This window comes from Moorena sp. SIO3I6, assembly GCF_010672095.1.
Window position 1 is genome coordinate 1 of sequence record NZ_JAAHHU010000076.1, and the last position, 16,043, is coordinate 16,043.

The 16,043-nt window shown below is 43.5% G+C and carries 12 protein-coding genes and 2 pseudogenes; 8 read left to right on the plus strand and 6 right to left on the minus strand.

Translation table 11 applies throughout. The annotated features are described in order from the left end of the window. Window positions 1-164: 164 nt before the first annotated feature. Together F6K49_RS21035 and F6K49_RS21040 are read right to left on the minus strand one after the other, a co-directional pair. The gene (locus tag F6K49_RS21035) at window positions 165-305 is read right to left on the minus strand and encodes a hypothetical protein (protein WP_293020351.1); all 141 of its coding nucleotides are present in this window, start codon (window positions 303-305) and stop codon (window positions 165-167) included. A 150-nt stretch (window positions 306-455) separates the two neighbouring features. Next, the gene (locus F6K49_RS21040; RefSeq protein ID WP_293020352.1) at window positions 456-767 is read right to left on the minus strand and encodes a 1-acyl-sn-glycerol-3-phosphate acyltransferase; all 312 of its coding nucleotides are present in this window, start codon (window positions 765-767) and stop codon (window positions 456-458) included. 588 nt (window positions 768-1,355) lie between these two features. Here F6K49_RS21040 and metG point away from each other — a divergent pair. The 3 genes from metG (at window position 1,356) to lptC (ending at window position 5,637) form a co-directional block, all read left to right on the plus strand. After that, window positions 1,356-2,972, plus strand: coding sequence for a methionine--tRNA ligase (gene metG / locus F6K49_RS21045; protein WP_293043688.1), 1,617 nt, complete (start codon window positions 1,356-1,358; stop codon window positions 2,970-2,972). A gap of 105 nt (window positions 2,973-3,077) precedes the next feature. Then, window positions 3,078-3,680, plus strand: a complete 603-nt coding sequence (locus F6K49_RS21050) for an NYN domain-containing protein (RefSeq protein WP_008182130.1) — start codon at window positions 3,078-3,080, stop codon at window positions 3,678-3,680. Window positions 3,681-4,494: 814 nt separating this feature from the next. Then, the gene (gene lptC, locus F6K49_RS21055; RefSeq protein ID WP_293066496.1) at window positions 4,495-5,637 is read left to right on the plus strand and encodes an LPS export ABC transporter periplasmic protein LptC; all 1,143 of its coding nucleotides are present in this window, start codon (window positions 4,495-4,497) and stop codon (window positions 5,635-5,637) included. Between the two features lie 181 nt (window positions 5,638-5,818). On the opposite strand, the gene F6K49_RS21060 is transcribed toward lptC, so the two are convergent. Then, the gene (locus F6K49_RS21060) at window positions 5,819-7,150 is read right to left on the minus strand and encodes a D-alanyl-D-alanine carboxypeptidase (protein ID WP_293066499.1); all 1,332 of its coding nucleotides are present in this window, start codon (window positions 7,148-7,150) and stop codon (window positions 5,819-5,821) included. 192 nt (window positions 7,151-7,342) lie between these two features. Between F6K49_RS21060 and plsX the strand changes: the two genes are divergently transcribed. Beyond that, window positions 7,343-8,392 (plus strand): phosphate acyltransferase PlsX, encoded by a 1,050-nt coding sequence (gene plsX / locus F6K49_RS21065; protein WP_293020357.1) that lies wholly within the window; start codon window positions 7,343-7,345, stop codon window positions 8,390-8,392. Between the two features lie 488 nt (window positions 8,393-8,880). Continuing rightward, complete coding sequence (locus F6K49_RS21070) at window positions 8,881-9,879, plus strand: beta-ketoacyl-ACP synthase III (RefSeq protein WP_293042107.1); 999 nt, start codon at window positions 8,881-8,883, stop codon at window positions 9,877-9,879. A gap of 83 nt (window positions 9,880-9,962) precedes the next feature. On the opposite strand, the gene F6K49_RS21075 is transcribed toward F6K49_RS21070, so the two are convergent. The 3 genes from F6K49_RS21075 to cbiQ all read right to left on the minus strand — a co-directional run bounded on the left by F6K49_RS21075 (window position 9,963) and on the right by cbiQ (window position 13,665). Further along, window positions 9,963-10,769: an ABC transporter ATP-binding protein gene (locus tag F6K49_RS21075; RefSeq protein WP_293020359.1), complete on the minus strand. Its 807-nt coding sequence runs from the start codon at window positions 10,767-10,769 to the stop codon at window positions 9,963-9,965. A 454-nt stretch (window positions 10,770-11,223) separates the two neighbouring features. Then, window positions 11,224-12,495 carry an RNA-guided endonuclease IscB gene (iscB, locus tag F6K49_RS21080; protein WP_293020360.1) on the minus strand — a complete coding sequence of 424 codons (1,272 nt, stop codon included), beginning with the start codon at window positions 12,493-12,495 and terminating at the stop codon, window positions 11,224-11,226. A 252-nt stretch (window positions 12,496-12,747) separates the two neighbouring features. Continuing rightward, window positions 12,748-13,665 (minus strand): cobalt ECF transporter T component CbiQ, encoded by a 918-nt coding sequence (gene cbiQ / locus F6K49_RS21085; protein ID WP_293020361.1) that lies wholly within the window; start codon window positions 13,663-13,665, stop codon window positions 12,748-12,750. A 266-nt stretch (window positions 13,666-13,931) separates the two neighbouring features. On the opposite strand from cbiQ, the pseudogene F6K49_RS21090 reads away from it, so the two are divergent. From F6K49_RS21090 to F6K49_RS21100, 3 genes and pseudogenes are all read left to right on the plus strand, one after another. Continuing rightward, window positions 13,932-14,724 (plus strand): annotated as a pseudogene (locus F6K49_RS21090) (IS5 family transposase). 27 nt (window positions 14,725-14,751) lie between these two features. Then, window positions 14,752-15,624 (plus strand): annotated as a pseudogene (locus tag F6K49_RS21095) (ABC transporter transmembrane domain-containing protein). A gap of 6 nt (window positions 15,625-15,630) precedes the next feature. Next, window positions 15,631-16,035, plus strand: coding sequence for an ATP-binding cassette domain-containing protein (locus F6K49_RS21100; RefSeq protein WP_293020362.1), 405 nt, complete (start codon window positions 15,631-15,633; stop codon window positions 16,033-16,035). The last annotated feature ends 8 nt before the right edge of the window (window positions 16,036-16,043 follow it).

The following is a 16,043-nucleotide window of genomic DNA, read 5'->3' on the forward strand; positions in this document are numbered from 1 at the left end:
GCTATTGACAGCTTATCTTGACGAGAGTTTTTTCTTTTAGCAGTCTGTGAAGCCTCAAACTTTGCCGATATAGCTTTGCCCGTTCCAGGAGGCGATCGCTATTATTTTGACTTTTCAGACATCCTCTTAGTAATGGGGCAGACAATCTGTTTCCCTTGATAGTGTTACAGCTGTTTCTGTGTAATCCAAGAGGAATGTCCAACTAATACTACCACACGGCGATGAATAACCATCGGATGCCAACCCATTTGTTCAAATAGGGGTTCAGATGGGTCAAACAAACGTAACCATCCCAGCGGTATCACTGAGTGTACGATTTATTCTTGGGAAGCGATCGCGCTTTAGGCGCGGCGCTGCCTGTTTAACTGATGTCCACAAAGCTAAGTGGGCAAAGCCTTTATAAAACTTGCCTATTGCCAAAGGCTGAGTCAAATTCACCATTGGTTGGGCTCGGACTAGAAACACCCCAACCCAATGATTATGTTCGAGAAACTGAACTTGCCTGTTGTAAAAACGCCTACAGTGTATTTTCTGGTTTTTCTAGAGGGAAACAACCCATCTGCTGGACAACCCACCCGCATCACTGGTACTTGTCCCATGTAATGATCACAAGCAATGGGGATTGGTTGCCCTAAGGCTACCATCAACAACGGGACATCTAGAAAGCCACGATGGTTGCTCACTACTACAACGGCAGATTTATGAGGAATGCGATCCTCATCGATATTGGAACATTTGTCTTCCCATTGCAGCAAGCAGCGCATCATAAACCTGTAGAGGAAGATGGTCAGACACCAGTTTCAGTCATCAATTTCTAATCTAAATTAACATTTCTTAACATTATTTTCAAATTCTATCTATTGACAGATGCCTTAAAGTAGAGATAATCAGGTGCAACACAACTAATGGTGATAGACTGCCAGTGACTACAAGTGTGTAGCTTGACACATTAGGCATTAAGCCAGTAGTAGAAAAAGCCTGTTAAATCTAAACTAGACTACTAACTTATGTTAATAATTAATTTTCCTTATAATCAAGTGACAGAAGGTGGCCTTGATTCCATTCCTTCAAGGGAGTGGGATAACTTATCGGCTGCTTATCATTACTCCTTACTCATAAGTAACAGACTAAGGAGTAATGACTCGAAACCCCACAACTAAAATAGGTGGAATGAGTTACAAGATAATAAACAATTTTGAGTAACGTCAACTAAAAAGTAGCGACAGATACTTTTTAGAAAAGGTTAAAACTTAAGTAAATCTGATTAGATAAATACTACATATAGTAACAACTAAAATTAATACTAGTAGCCATACACTAGGTTATAAATCACTTAAATAAGTTAAATCAGTTGGCTGGAGGGCGTTTTTAACACTCATATGATTCATACGAATACTACTAAAAATACATTTGCCATTACAACACCCCTTTACTATGTGAACGACTTACCCCATATCGGCAGTGCCTATACCACCATGGCATCTGATGCAGTAGCTCGTTTTCAACGGTTACAGGGCAAAGACGTACTGTTAATTACTGGTACAGATGAACATGGACAAAAAATTCAGCGGACTGCTGAAAATCAAGGGGTAGATCCTCAAGTACATTGCGACAAGATAGCTGCTGGATTTGATGTCCTCTGGCAAAAGCTCAATATCCAGTATGACCGTTTCAGCCGCACTACTGCTAACCGCCACCAAGCCATTGTCAAAGAATTTTTCATGCGGGTTTGGGATAAAAGTGACATTTATCTGAGTCAACAACAAGGGTGGTACTGTGTCTCCTGTGAGGAATTTAAAGAGCAACGGGAACTTCTACCTGGAAACCGCTGCTCGATTCACCCCAATCAAGAAGCGGAGTGGCGGGATGAGCAAAACTACTTTTTCCGGCTCTCTAAATACCAAAAACAGCTAGAAGAACTTTACCAACAGCGACCGGATTTTATCCAACCGGAAAGTCGCCGTAATGAAGTGTTGAGTTTTGTCAGTCAGGGACTACAGGATTTTTCGATTTCGCGATTGAATGTCGATTGGGGCTTCCCAGTACCGGTTGATCCCAGCCACACCATCTATGTCTGGTTTGATGCCTTACTAGGCTACGTGACTGCCCTATTGGATCCCGATAGTGAACCAACTCTTGATAATGCCTTACAAAAATGGTGGCCGATCAATTTACATCTTATCGGTAAGGACATCCTGCGCTTTCATGCTGTATACTGGCCTGCCATGTTAATGTCAGCCTCTCTACCTGTTACAGGTCAAGTATTTGGTCATGGCTTTCTGACCAAAGATGGTCAAAAAATGGGAAAAAGTCTAGGCAATACCCTAGACCCAGTGGAGTTGGTAGATAAATACGGTGCTGATGCAATTCGCTATTATTTTCTAAAAGAGATTGAATTTGGGCGAGACGGGGATTTTAGTGAAACCCGTTTTATCGATATCGTCAATGCCGATTTAGCCAATGACCTAGGTAATTTGCTCAATCGCACCTTGGGAATGGCTAAAAAGTATTGTCAAGGTATTGTTCCAGCTTTAACTGGCTCAGATATTTCACAGGTCAATCCTCTGCTCGAAATTGGCTTAGATCTCGGTTCAAAAGTCGCTAGGGCTTATGAATCCCTAGCGTTTAGCCAAGCTTGCCAAAAAATATTTACTCTGATTCGAGCCAGTAACAAATTTCTAGATCAGCAAGCTCCCTGGAGCTTGTATAAACAAGGAAAACAGCAAGAGGTTGAACAAGTGTTATATACAGTTTTAGAGTCAGTGCGCTTAGCTGCCTATCTCTTATCACCGATTATTCCCAGTATTAGTACGGAGATTTACAAACAACTAGGTTTTGCCATCGACTTTAGCCAAAAAGAACACATCTTTTTGGCTGCGCCCTATGTATCCCATGCATCTTGGGGGGTTTTACCTCAAAACCAGAAGCTAGGAAAACCCAAACCGGTATTTGCACGACTGGAACTCACCTAATTTGGTTCCGTCTTATTAACCAAAAACTTAATCGGCATCTTACCTTAATGCTGATTAAGTAAAAAGTTTTTTAAATTTTTTTTTTAACAAAGAGGTATAATAAAAATGCTGAGCCATTATAATCATGACCCAATTTTTACACCTGAACAAGTCCTAGAAAACCGTGGTCGTGTTGCCATCTTTATCGATGGTTCAAACTTATTTTATGCTGCCCTGCAACTAGGGATTGAAATTGACTACACTAAGCTATTGTGTCGTTTGACAGCAGGGTCTAGGCTACTACGCTCTTTCTTTTACACTGGTGTTGATCGTACGAATGAAAAGCAGCAGGGCTTTCTACTCTGGATGCGTCGTAATGGCTACCGAGTAATTGCCAAAGATTTAGTGCAGCTACCAGATGGCTCAAAAAAAGCTAATCTGGATGTAGAAATTGCTGTTGACATGATGGCACTAGTGGGTTCCTACGACACAGCAGTTCTAGTCAGTGGTGATGGCGATCTTGCCTATGCAGTAGATTCTGTAAGTTATCGGGGAGTTCGGGTTGAGGTAGTCAGCCTACGCTCCATGACCAGTGATAGTCTCATTAATGTAGCTGACCGCTATATTGACCTTGATACCATCCAAGAAAGTATCCAAAAAACACCCAAACAAAACTATACTTACCGTCCTTTGTCTGGGTTCAATGTCATGGATGAACAGCACAAATAGTTTGGTGATTAGTGATTAGTGATTAGTGATTAGTGATTATTCATTATTCATTATTCATTATTCATTGGTGATTAGGGTCTGTCTGATGGGGTCGAAACTACGATGTAGGTGTGTGGGCGTTTCTTTCTCATGTCTTGTAGCATTCGGGCAATAATTAGTGGCTGAAACCCTATAGTTTATGTCCGATGCTTTCCCCTCCTATAGTTGACATACAGACTTTATTAATGGAGTAGGGTCAACCATCTAAAAACTGAAAGCTAAGCAACTAAGTCAAGTATAGCTGAGGGGGTAACAGGTCGCCTATAATCATTAACTCATCTGGGTTTGGTCAATTCAGTTACAAAACTTATATCCAACTTGAAGGAAATAATCAGAGATTGAGTTCTCAGTAATTGAAAATCTTCTGCCGAGCGCTGAGCGGGTGAAAGGTAGGCTATAATCCTTATCTGGTCAGGATGCGCGTCAAGTCAGTTACCAAACTTACTTATCAACCCGATTTTTCGACCAGTTGGAGGAAAGAATCAGGGATTGAGTTCTCAGTAATTGAAAATATGCTCATGATTGTCTAGGTATAGTTTGGGATGAGAGTGACCTTAAACCTAGAGCTGACAAAGAATTTGGGGGGCTTGTCGCCCCCCAGGAACTATAGAGGTTATAAAAACTTCTAATAACTAAGGAGTAATAACTAGTATAGCGTTTCCTAGTAAGCAATTTTTATAAAAATTCCTTTTTTAAATCGATACAAGTCTTTATGATTAAGCTTTGTATCGATTATTTTATAGTCATTTATCCTAACCACACGCTCTTAAGCCATATGTTTTTATACTCCAAGAGATGTCTTAAATTTTTTATTTTGATTTTCATGGTTTACTCATTATCTGGCTGTAAGAGTGAGCCAAAGCCATTAAATCAAGTTCAGGAAGACACTAACGTTACTGAAAAAATTGAAGGAAGTCTAGTCTTTAAAAACGTCACTCTAGATCAGTCAGATAAGCAAGGTCGTCCTCTATGGAAAGTTACAGGAGATAAAGCGACTTACTCTCCAGATAGAAAAATCGCTTACATTGAGAAACCCAATGGGGATTTGTATCAAGATGGGAAACTGATTTTACAGGTTTCAGCCCAGAGTGGGGAAATCCTAGAGAATGGTGAGATAGTGTTTCTCAAAGGTCAGGTCACGGCTACAGATCCCCGTAATGGTGCTGTGTTACGAGGTGATGAGTCTGAGTGGAAACCTAAGGAAGATTTGTTAGTTATCCGCAATAACGTTAAAGGTAATCACCCTAAACTACAAGCATCCGCAAAGGAAGGGCGTTACTTAAGTCGCACCCAGAATTTGGAATTAATTGGTCAAGTAGCAGCCATATCAAAAGACCCAAACTTGCAAATGAAAACGGAACGTTTGGTCTGGCATATCGAACAGGAGAAGGTAATTGGTAACAAAAGCATACTGATTGAACGCTATAAAAATAAGATAGTAACAGAACGAGTGGAAGCAGATAAGTCTGAGGTAAACCTTAAGGCAAAGATAGCAACTCTCAAGAAAAATGTGCAGTTGACTTCGGTCGAACCACCGGTCGTGATATCGAGTAATTCAGCAGTTTGGAATTTGAATGATAAAACTGTCGTGTCCGATCAGCCGGTTAGAATTGTTCACCAGCAGCAGAAACTGATGGTAACAGCTAACAGGGGACGGGTAGATTTGGGTAAGAAAGTAGTTAGGTTAACGGGAGGAGTACAAGGGGAGGGAAGCCGTAAGCAAGCCAAACTGTACGCTAATCAGCTAACTTGGGATATCCCCACCCAACAGATGGAAGCCTCAGGTAATGTAATATATGAACAAGTTTCACCCCAATTTAATACGACTGGTGATAAAGCAGTGGGTAACCTTGAAGCTCAAGATATTTTAGTAACTAGTGGTGTTGGGGAAAGAGTGGTAACAGAAATTATTCCTTGAGCTGGTTGAAGGTTGAACGCGATCGCGTGGCCTTTTGGCCAAGGTTGACTGTAGCCTAAATTAATTTATTGCTGAGACTGGCTTTGGAGCCGTTGACCAAAGTTGACAGTTGACCAAAGTTGACAGTTGACCAAAGTTGACCGTTGACCGTCAACGGTCAAGCCAACTCGATATCTATTTGCTATTTTTTATTTTCAATCAACAAGGCACTGCTGATTTTTTCAATACGCTTGGGATCACCAATGATCAATGGTTTATGGGTTTGATTGCTACTCTTTTGGGTAAGGGTACCCCACTCGACAGACAGGCGTTGCAGTAGCTGATCCTGTTTTGCGCGAAATTCTAGGATATCGTTGCCACCGTTAATAATGGCAAACCACACTAAACCGCGATCGCGTGTTGGGAGAAAACCAGCTAGAGCACTAACTTCTCTGAGAGTTCCGGTTTTAATCACAGCCCCTGGGGGAATGTTACGGTCGAGCATGGTTCCCTTAGTATCCCGTCCAGCTAGGGGGAAGACATCCCTAAGATTAAGCTCGTAAGGCTGTAAAAAGCGCTCAATAGCCATGAGCATAGCACAAGCAGCACGGGGGGAAATTCGATTCTCCATACCTAAACCAGAGCCATTAATCAACTGAATTTCGCTACCGGGTACACCAGCTGACCTAGCCGCCAACCGAGCGGTTGTCTGAGCACCCCCAATGGCTTGAGACAACATCTGAGATACGTCGTTGTTACTGTAGATGTTCATCTCTCTAAGAATATCTACCAGGGGCAAGGACTTGTGGAGTAACAGATATTCCTGCTTGGGAATGGGAGTATCAGATACGACTACATTACCAGCAATTTCTAATTCGGGTTTCTCGGTTCCTTTGGCCATCGATTGATACTGGCGGACAATCTGCCAAGACCAGCTGCTGGATTTTAAGGCTTGCAAGAGTTGCCCACCAGCAATTTCTGGGTTGTCCTGATCATTCATAGTGAAATTGCCAATGATCACTAAATTTCCAGTGACCCGGCGGATTCCCAGTTGATTTAGACTATTACCCAATGCGATCGCTTCTTCCCACACAAAAAACGGGTCGCTACCACCAGTAATCACCAAATCTCCCTCCAATACCCCATCTTTAACTATTCCGGTGGCACTGACTCTAGTTTCAAATTGATGAGCTGGTCCCCATTGCTGTAATGCCGCTAGACTAGTGGCAATTTTCGTGATTGAAGCTGCGGGTATTGGAACATTTCCCCGGTGGGTCGCGAGTCTAGTCAGTCCCGATTGAATCCATACTCCTTGCTTAACTGCTGAACCTTGAACACGCCATTTTCCTATGAATTCATCCACAATCGCTTCAGCAGACGGGTCTGGTTCAGCTGGCAAGCTAAACAAGGAGGTATCCCGCCAAGCCATCAGTTGAGCTTGATCAAGGTTGATCGGTTGTAGAATTCTCCAAAGTTTGACAGATATAACGACAAAGGCACCGGCAAGGATCCCAGCAGCAAGTTGTTTTAGCATTCACTACACCACATTTGTTTCTTGAGGCTGCTCTATTTTAGATACTGAATGCTGCGACTGAACAGTTCTGTTGAGAACATGTCACCATGCAAGCCTTTCGGTTCCCAAACCTCAAGTTAAACTGATCACATTGTTTACTATTCCAGGTAATGGTTCTGGTAAGATGTGGAAGGTTTCTATAAACTTTGAGCAATGGCATCGACTAGCGCACGAATCGCAATAGACGCTATGGGCGGGGATTATGCCCCCCATGAAATAGTTGCTGGAGCTATTAGAGCACAAGCTGAGTTAGGGGTAGAGGTATTGTTGGTAGGGGATCCTGAGCAAATTAGATCCTCTATTTCCCAACACCACGGATCAAGTCAGATAGAAATTGTAGCTGCTGATGGTGTCATTGCCATGGATGAAGAACCCTTGGTGACCTTGAAGCGTAAGCCCAAGGCTTCTATTAACGTAGCCATGGACTTAGTCAAGCAAGGACGTGCTGACGCTGTAGTCTGTGCTGGTCACTCTGGGGCAGCCATGGCAGCGGCTCTATTGCGCTTAGGGCGTCTGCCAGGGATTGACCGTCCCGCAATTGGCGCAGTGTTTCCTAGCATCATGGCTGGCAAGCCAGTGATTATATTGGACGTGGGGGCAATTGTAGATTGTCGCCCTAAATATCTAGAGCAGTTTGCCATCATGGGGTCAGTATATAGCAAGTATGTCTTAGGCATCGAAGATCCTAAGGTAGGACTGCTAAACATTGGTGAGGAAGAGTGTAAAGGCAATGATTTGGCCATCCGCACTCATCAACTGCTACAAAAAAATCCCAGAATAAACTTTATAGGCAATGCTGAGGGTAGAGATGTACTCTCAGGTCAGTTTGATGTAATTGTGTGCGATGGCTTTGTGGGCAATATACTGCTCAAATTTGCCGAAGCTGTAGGGGAGGTGATGCTGCAAATTATCCGAGAAGAACTGCCTCAAGGGATACAAGGTCAGCTAGGTACAGCGTTGTTAAAACCCAACTTGAAGCGGATTAAGCAGCGTATGGATCATGCAGAACATGGCGGTGCCCTACTCTTAGGGGTGGCAGGAATTTGTATTATTAGTCACGGTAGCTCCCAAGCCCCATCAATTTTTAACGCGATTCGGTTGGCTCAAGAAGCCATTGATCACCGAGTAATAGAGCGGATTAAAGCCAATCACTTCAAAAGCTCTAAGGAATCAGTGGCTAGCAATTCCAGCAGTGAGGAGTAAGGCATGATCGGCTGAGCGGTATTTCAAGGCCACCATTAGCGCAACTGTTTTTTTTTTGCAACTGTTTTTTTGTTGAGGGTTGAGGGTTGACGGTTGACAGTTTGCGTATAACCGTTATTCTTGAAAATGTCAACAAAAAGCGATCATGACAAAATGCGGACTAAATTTTTAGTAGCTGATCAAGTCTGGTGTTAAACTCATGCTTATAGCCATTAGGTAAACTCCGGTAGCTTTAGCAACAAATTATGCTATTTAACCGATAACGTTATGGATAAAATCCACCTAATAATCTCTAGGGTTTCGTTAAACTAGGAAATTTTTAGCTTGAGCGTGGCACAAGCCCCACACCATAACCGTGTAAGGCTTGTGTAGTTTAGTTCACAGTGGCTGTGATGGCAAGATTGACCAATGACCAGTCTTTCCGCCTTCTCCCTAAGCAGCGAACTTGGGAAGAGAAAAACATGGGATGCAACTGATGGAGAAGAGCCTTGAATCAACTAGGAACAGGCATTGCTATTACCGGAAGCGGTTCCGCAGCGTCAGAGGTTACCCTCGATAACCATCAACTAAGCCAGATGGTTGATACATCGGATGAGTGGATTACCAGCCGTACCGGAATTCGGCAACGGCATCTGGTGCATGCACAAGGAAGTCTAAGTGAGATGGCTACTGGGGCAGCAAAGAATGCGATCGCTATGGCTGGAATTGCTCCTGAAGACCTAGATCTGATTATCCTAGCCACCTCAACCCCGGATGATTTGTTTGGCAGTGCTAATCAAGTTCAGGCACTCCTGGGAGCATCAAAAGCAGTTGCCTTTGATATAACCGCAGCCTGCTCTGGGTTCGTCTTTGGACTGGCTACAGCGTCCCAATTTATCCGCACTGGCCTTTACCAAAATGTCTTACTAATTGGTGCCGATATTCTCTCAAGGTGGGTGGATTGGTCAGACAGAAGTACTTGTGTACTATTTGGAGATGGTGCTGGGGCTGTAGTTTTGCAGGCAAATCAATCCGATCGCTTACTGGGATTTGCACTGTGTAGTGATGGTACCCAAAATAGCTGTCTTCAGTTAGCCTACAAATCACAACAGCAGGAAATTGTCAAGGGCTTGACTGTTGCTAAAGGCACTTATCAGCCCATTACCATGAGTGGTAAAGAGGTTTATCGCTTTGCCGTGCAAAAGGTACCAGAAGTGATTGAAAAAGCATTATTTCGAGCTGATATCAGCACTGAACAGGTGGATTGGCTGGTCTTGCATCAAGCTAATCAGCGGATTCTTGATGGAGTTGCCCAACGTCTGAAGATTCCTAACCACAAGGTTCTAAGTAATCTCGCCCAATATGGTAATACCTCAGCGGCTTCTATACCTCTAGTGTTGGATCAAGCAGTGCGGCTTGAGAAAATTAAATCAGGAGATATTATAGCTACCTCCGGCTTTGGTGCAGGATTGACTTGGGGCGCAGCAGTTTTTCAGTGGGGAAGGTAATTGATGTACTCCAGCACCATCCTGAGCCAGTTAATCATTGTTGACGGTTAACAGTGAACAGTAAACCGCCAACGAATAGGTTTTCAAGGGTTACCGATAACCGACACTATAGAGTGAGGCTTTTCCAAACCATGAGCCTCCATCAGCTGCTGATTAGCCATCACCTGTTGAGGATGACCGTCAGCAATAATTTGTCCTTCGTCAAGTAGCAAAACGCGATCGCATACTTCTAAAATCAGTTCTAGGTCATGGGAGGAAATCAGTATTGTCTCCTCGGAGCGTTTCAAAAAGCTAATCAAGCGACGCCGGGAACGAAGGTCAAGATTCGCACTGGGTTCATCGTAAAGCACTAGGGATGGAGCCATGGCTAAAACCCCTGCGATCGCTACCATACACTTCTGACCCCCAGACAGGTTGTGGGGAACTCGACCCGCTAAGTGTTCCACACCCGTCAGGGATAGGGCTTCTTGAACTCGCTGTTCAACCTCAACCGCTGGTAACCCCATATTCTCTGGTCCAAAGGCTACGTCATCCCAGACCGAAGGGGAAAATAACTGGTCATCGGGATTCTGAAACACCAGACCAATTTCTGGGCGAAACTCACCCGCGACCACGGGTTTGCCAAATAACAGCATCACTCTTGCCCTAGTTGGTTTTAAAATGCCGCAGATGGTTAGAAATAGGGTAGTTTTACCAGCACCATTCGGACCAATCAAACCCACCCGTTCCCCTGGCTTAATGGTGAGATTTATATTGCGTAAACTATCCGGTTGGTCTGGGTAGGAAAAATACAGACTATCAATGGCAAGGACGTAGTGTAACGAAGTAGGTGACTGATACGGTTCAATGTAATCTTCTCGGTAAAACAATTCTTGTTTTTGCTGTTTCACGGTAAAAGTCTGAAGGATGAAGTCTGTTCGCGTAGCGTGGCCGTTCGCGGAGCGTGGCCTACGGCCTTAAGGCCAAGGATGAAGTCGTTTCGCATGATAGCGTTCGGTGTAGGCTAGGATAAATTCAGCAGCCATATTAATTACGGCTAATCACTTATAGTCGGGGTGAGCGAATTTTGTTAAGTGTTAATTTAAGTGTTAATTTTATTAAATTTAAATTAACAAAACACCAACCCAAACCCTAAACTTATAAGTCGTTAACCGGAATCAATATTACCTTGATTTGATGACCATGAATTATTCATCATTGATCAGTCTGAATTCGCTTCGGTCATCTGTCCGCCTCCTTGGAGACTCCGCCTATAATCTTTGACGCACGCGGTGAGACGTGCCATATAAACACCTGGGGTTCCCCCAGGTGTTTATATGGCACTCAGGAAAGGGAGGACAGGATCTAAGTCGTATAAGCATAACCATCTTTTCTGTGAATAAATTGACAATACTTGTGACTGATACCCTCTACTAATCCTGATTTAGTTGAGATATTGAAAGACCCTGACTTTCTAGTTGCGACTCGTCCGACATAGGTGCCGATTTTTTTGCCTTTGGTGACTACGGCACGAACAATATCGCCTGTCTGAAAACCTTTATGAAACTTGATTCTGGAGCAATGACGAGTGGGAAAGCCATATTTGTTAGTTCTACAGATTTGACGAGTGCCATGTCCTTTGGCGGTTATTATCAAAGGATTGGTTACTTCGATAATCAATGTTTCGACTTTCCCGACATTTGCCGCATCCAACCAATGAGTTTTCGGAAGATTTTGACGACACCTATTGAATTTGGTTAATCCGCCACTACCTACTTCAACAGGTAGCCCTGTTGACTTGAGATCGTGGTACAACTTCCATCGGGTTGAATTAACACAAGCCGCATCAGCCAGAGGGCGTTTAGCTTTACTCAGTATGCGTTTCAGGATACTAGGCTTGTTAGACAAGAAAAGTTCAATGTCTTGATTAGATTTCGCCTGGTTACATGGGTGACATGCAATCGCTAAATTAGAAACTCGATCAGAACCACCTTTGGACTTGGGTTTAATGTGCTCAATTTCTAATTGAGTTCCTGTTGTCCCACAATAAGCACATTTACGATTCCATTTTTCGAGTAAATATTCTCGAAGTTCATAACCGTAAAGTGTGCCCTGTTGATACTCAATTCCAGATATTTCAGGGTTTTCTAGTTTTTGAGTATCAAATTTAACCAATTCTTGAGAAATGCCTGCGACCGGACATAATTTAATCAGTTTCTTAGTCCAAGTTTCAATATTTTGAACTCTAGACATCAAGCTAGGAGCTAGCCAACCTTTTGGTCTGGTTCTATTAAGAAACCTGGGCTTGCGGTATCGAGTCTTGCGATTACGTCGGCTGCGTCTTAGCTGCCTACGAGAAGTCAAAGAATCTCGGATCTGGAAACCCCTATGTATAAGTTCGGCTCCCCAGACCACTCGTTCTCCTTGAACAATAGCAAAACCGCTTGTTTTTGCTCCAGGATCTATTTTGATTTTGTGATCGTGAGTTACTGGATCTATTATTTCCTCAGTCAAGATTATAGTGAATGGGTAACGGCGATAGACCTTTGCCTTGCCAGTTGATAATAAAATCCTGGCTCTTGCCGGTCTACATGGATCTAGTGGTTGTCGATTTTTGTTTAATACAAAGACACGCATAATTGTGTTTCCTCCTGTTGCCAGGGTAAAGTTAGCTTAGTCAATGTTATTTCTCGGTACTTTCCCAATCGCACTGGCTTAACTCAACTACACCTGTTTAACGACCGGGTTCTAGAGCTGGGGACTAGCTACGCATCCCTAGGTAGGAACTTTAACTCTTAAAAATAACGTAGCCCTCTAAAGGCTTAGACTGGTAAACTTTGAGCTTTAAAGCTCCCGCTATACTCGCGTTGTGAGTTAGCGGCGAGTTGTTTACGCTTCTGTTAAGAGAATTTCTACGATCACAAATCCTACTGAAATCAAGCTAGTGAGTCCCAGAGCAATGTAGTGGTGGAAACCAGCAGTATTTGTACTAGACCCCATACGCTTTTCCCTAGGAAGCGGTAATGAAAAGCTCTGTGTTCTACTCCCTATTGTCACACCAGAACTCTCAGAAACCATAAATTTAGAGGTGTTACTATACCCTCGTAAAATCATCGCTTTATAGACTTGCTGGGATTGCTGGTAACTGCGCACCAAAAGTGTTCCGGTTAGGGACGCTAAAACTCTAAGGTTACGGTAACTACGGGCGAAGGATTCCAGTAACCAAGCAACTGGGTGACGTCCAAATTCCTGCCATGAAAGCTTTGGTCCTTTGCCACGAAAACCTCGCAGCTGCATTGCCCGCTTCATTTTAGCTAGGTCGTTACTAAATTGCTCAATATAGCGGTAAGACAACAGAGTCATATCCGCAACCAGTGAGGGCAGACCAAGCGATCGCATAGCTTTGATGTTGGTCAAAAAGGGTGCGGTGCCAAATAAAATCACACTAATGGTCAGAATACATAGGAAACGGGTGGCAATCAGCACTAGGGTTAGCAGTCCTTCCTGTCGCACGGCGATTGGACCAAGCTGGATGATCACGGTAGTGCCTACTGTGAAGGGGAGTAGCAGTGTGATCCCTAACAGAAACAATCCCGGATAGCGCAACCGATTCAACAGAAAGGACAGTGGCAGGCGAGAGACTCGATAAAAAATTAGGGTCAGAGCCACCATCCCTGGTAGCACTATCAAATGCTGTACAAAGGAAAACGCAAAAATTAGGGTCAATAGGGCAATTAGCTTGGCACGAGGTTCCCAACTGTGGATGGGGGAGTCCAAGTGAGCGTAGGCATCAAGTCCATGTTTCATTTAGTCATTGATTGTAATTGGTGATTGCTAATTGGGTCTAATCCACATAGGAGCCATAGGTTCTATCGCTCCACTTCACCCTTAATACTTCATACTTGATACTTCACCGTTCATCCTTTATATTTTCTCTATGACCTATGACTAAGAGCTGATTTCTAAAGGTAGTCTAAAGAAATGGACTACAACTGCGGTAGTCGAAGTAGATTATTACCTTGACTTCCTCTGGCATTTCTCCATGAGCCGCTTACCTAAGATTGCTAACCCCCATCGCCCAACCTATCGAGCGTGACCTCAGTGATGCGGAATGGAGCATCATTGAACCCTACAAACCCTTGTCCTAAAGGGTTCGGTCATCCCAGAACGGTTAATCTTCGTATTGTTCTGAACGGGATATTTTACGTGCAACGTACGGGCTGTCAATGGGAAATGTTGCCTCATGATTTACCGCCCTATTCTACTGTCTATAAATACTTTCGCAAGTGGCAACCGCTTTGGCATATGGCAAGGGATTCATGACAAGTTACCAGGCCAGTTACTCACCGAATCAGGACGTGACGAACAATCAACGGTGGCGATAGCCGATTCTCAATCGGTGAAAACCACCGAAAAAAGGGGGATGTCTACGGCTATGACGGTGGCAAGAAGGTTTTTGGCCGTAAACGGCATATCGTCGTAGATTCGCAAGGTTTGCTGTAGGGAATGTTAGTGACCGAAGCAAACATGTCAGAGCGATTGGGAGCTGTTGTTGTTTTTAATGAGTCGAAAGAAGCTCTCTCCAAGTTGAAAGTGGTTTGGGTGGCTGTGCGGGTATTCGGGAAAGAATTTTGCCCATGCGGTCAAACAAGTGTGTGGTGAGTCAGTGCAAGTAGAAGTCATAGAACGCTTTGTCATTGGAGTTTGAGATATTGCCAAAGCTAGGAATCGTGGAACGCACGTTCGGGTGGTTGAATCGATTTCGCCGTTTGAGTCACGGACTATGAACAGTATACACAGATGAGTGAGGCGATGATTTATGGTTCTCTCATTCGCCTGATGACAAAACGACTGGCAACAGTTTAAGGTTCTGTTTAGAAATCAGCTCTTAGCCTGTTTCGAGTGGCAATGATGGGGTTGCGGCAATATCTACTAGACCATACGGCTAATAAAGTAGATGCAGCACTGATTGTAGGATTTATTCGCCATACACTGCGGTTGCCTCTCTCGTTTTTCGAGTCCCGCTATGTTGGTTATATTATATCACGGGTTCAAGAAAACCGCAAGATTGAGCGGTTCCTTACCGGTGAGGCGTTATCAATTCTGCTGGATTTACTAACAGTATTTATCTATGTAGGATTGATGGTTTGGTACAGCTGTAAAATGGCATTATTGGCCTTAGTGATTGTGCCGCAATTCTTATGGCTAGCATTGATTGCGACACCGTTTTTACGAATGATTTCCCGGGAAATATTTCAATCGACGGCTAAAGAAAATAGTTATCTAATTGAAGCGCTTTCCGGTGTAAGTACCGTTAAATCCACAGCAGTAGAACAAACAGTACGTTGGCATTGGTAGGAGTTATTAAATAAGGAAATTAAGACAAGTTTTGATGGGCAAGTTATCAGCAATCGTCTGCAATTTTTTAGTAATGCTATTGAAGCCGTAGTAACCACAAGCCTGCTGTGGTATGGAGCGTGGTTAGTGATTCAAAATCAGTTAACCATTGGACAATTAGTGGCATTCAATATGCTGCTGGGAAATATTATTACTCCCTTCCAGCGGTTAACGGTGTTATGGAATCAATTCCAGGAAGTAGTAATTGCTATGGAACGGATTAATGATGTGTTGGATGCTGAACCAGAGGAGGATTTGCTGAATCAAGCCCGTCAATCGTTACCATCAATTCAGGGTAACATTACCTTTAATAACGTCACCTTTCGCTATCACTCAGAGAGTGATTTAAATGTACTGGAAAATCTATAATTTCAAGTGAAACCAGGACAAATGGTAGCCCTAGTCGGACGCAGTGGTTCAGGTAAAACAACGATTTATAAATTGGTGTTGGGATTGTATCCACCCACAGATGGGAAAGTATTGATTGATGGCCTTGATATTACCAGTCTGTCCTTACAGTCTTTGCGATCGCAAGTGGGAGTAGTAGACCAAGATACCTTTTTGTTTGGTGGAACGATTAAGGAAAATATTAGCTTAGGTCATCCTGCCGCTAGTTTAGACGAGATTATAGAAGCAGCACGATTGGCAGGTGCTGATGAGTTTATTAAACAGTTGCCCATGGGCTATGAAACCCAGATTGGAGAAGGGGGAGGGACATTGTCTGGTGAACAACGGCAACGGATTGCGATCGCATTCGATATCTTCCGCTACACTAGCTAATAGATCAC

Coding starts and splice junctions, on each gene's coding strand:
- F6K49_RS21040 (WP_293020352.1), bottom strand. CDS start 767: ATGATGCGCTGCTTGCTGCAATGGGAAGACAAATGTTCCAATATCGAT.
- F6K49_RS21050 (WP_008182130.1), top strand. CDS start 3,078: ATGCTGAGCCATTATAATCATGACCCAATTTTTACACCTGAACAAGTC.
- lptC (WP_293066496.1), top strand. CDS start 4,495: ATGTTTTTATACTCCAAGAGATGTCTTAAATTTTTTATTTTGATTTTC.
- F6K49_RS21060 (WP_293066499.1), bottom strand. CDS start 7,150: ATGCTAAAACAACTTGCTGCTGGGATCCTTGCCGGTGCCTTTGTCGTT.
- plsX (WP_293020357.1), top strand. CDS start 7,343: ATGGCATCGACTAGCGCACGAATCGCAATAGACGCTATGGGCGGGGAT.
- iscB (WP_293020360.1), bottom strand. CDS start 12,495: ATGCGTGTCTTTGTATTAAACAAAAATCGACAACCACTAGATCCATGT.
- cbiQ (WP_293020361.1), bottom strand. CDS start 13,665: ATGAAACATGGACTTGATGCCTACGCTCACTTGGACTCCCCCATCCAC.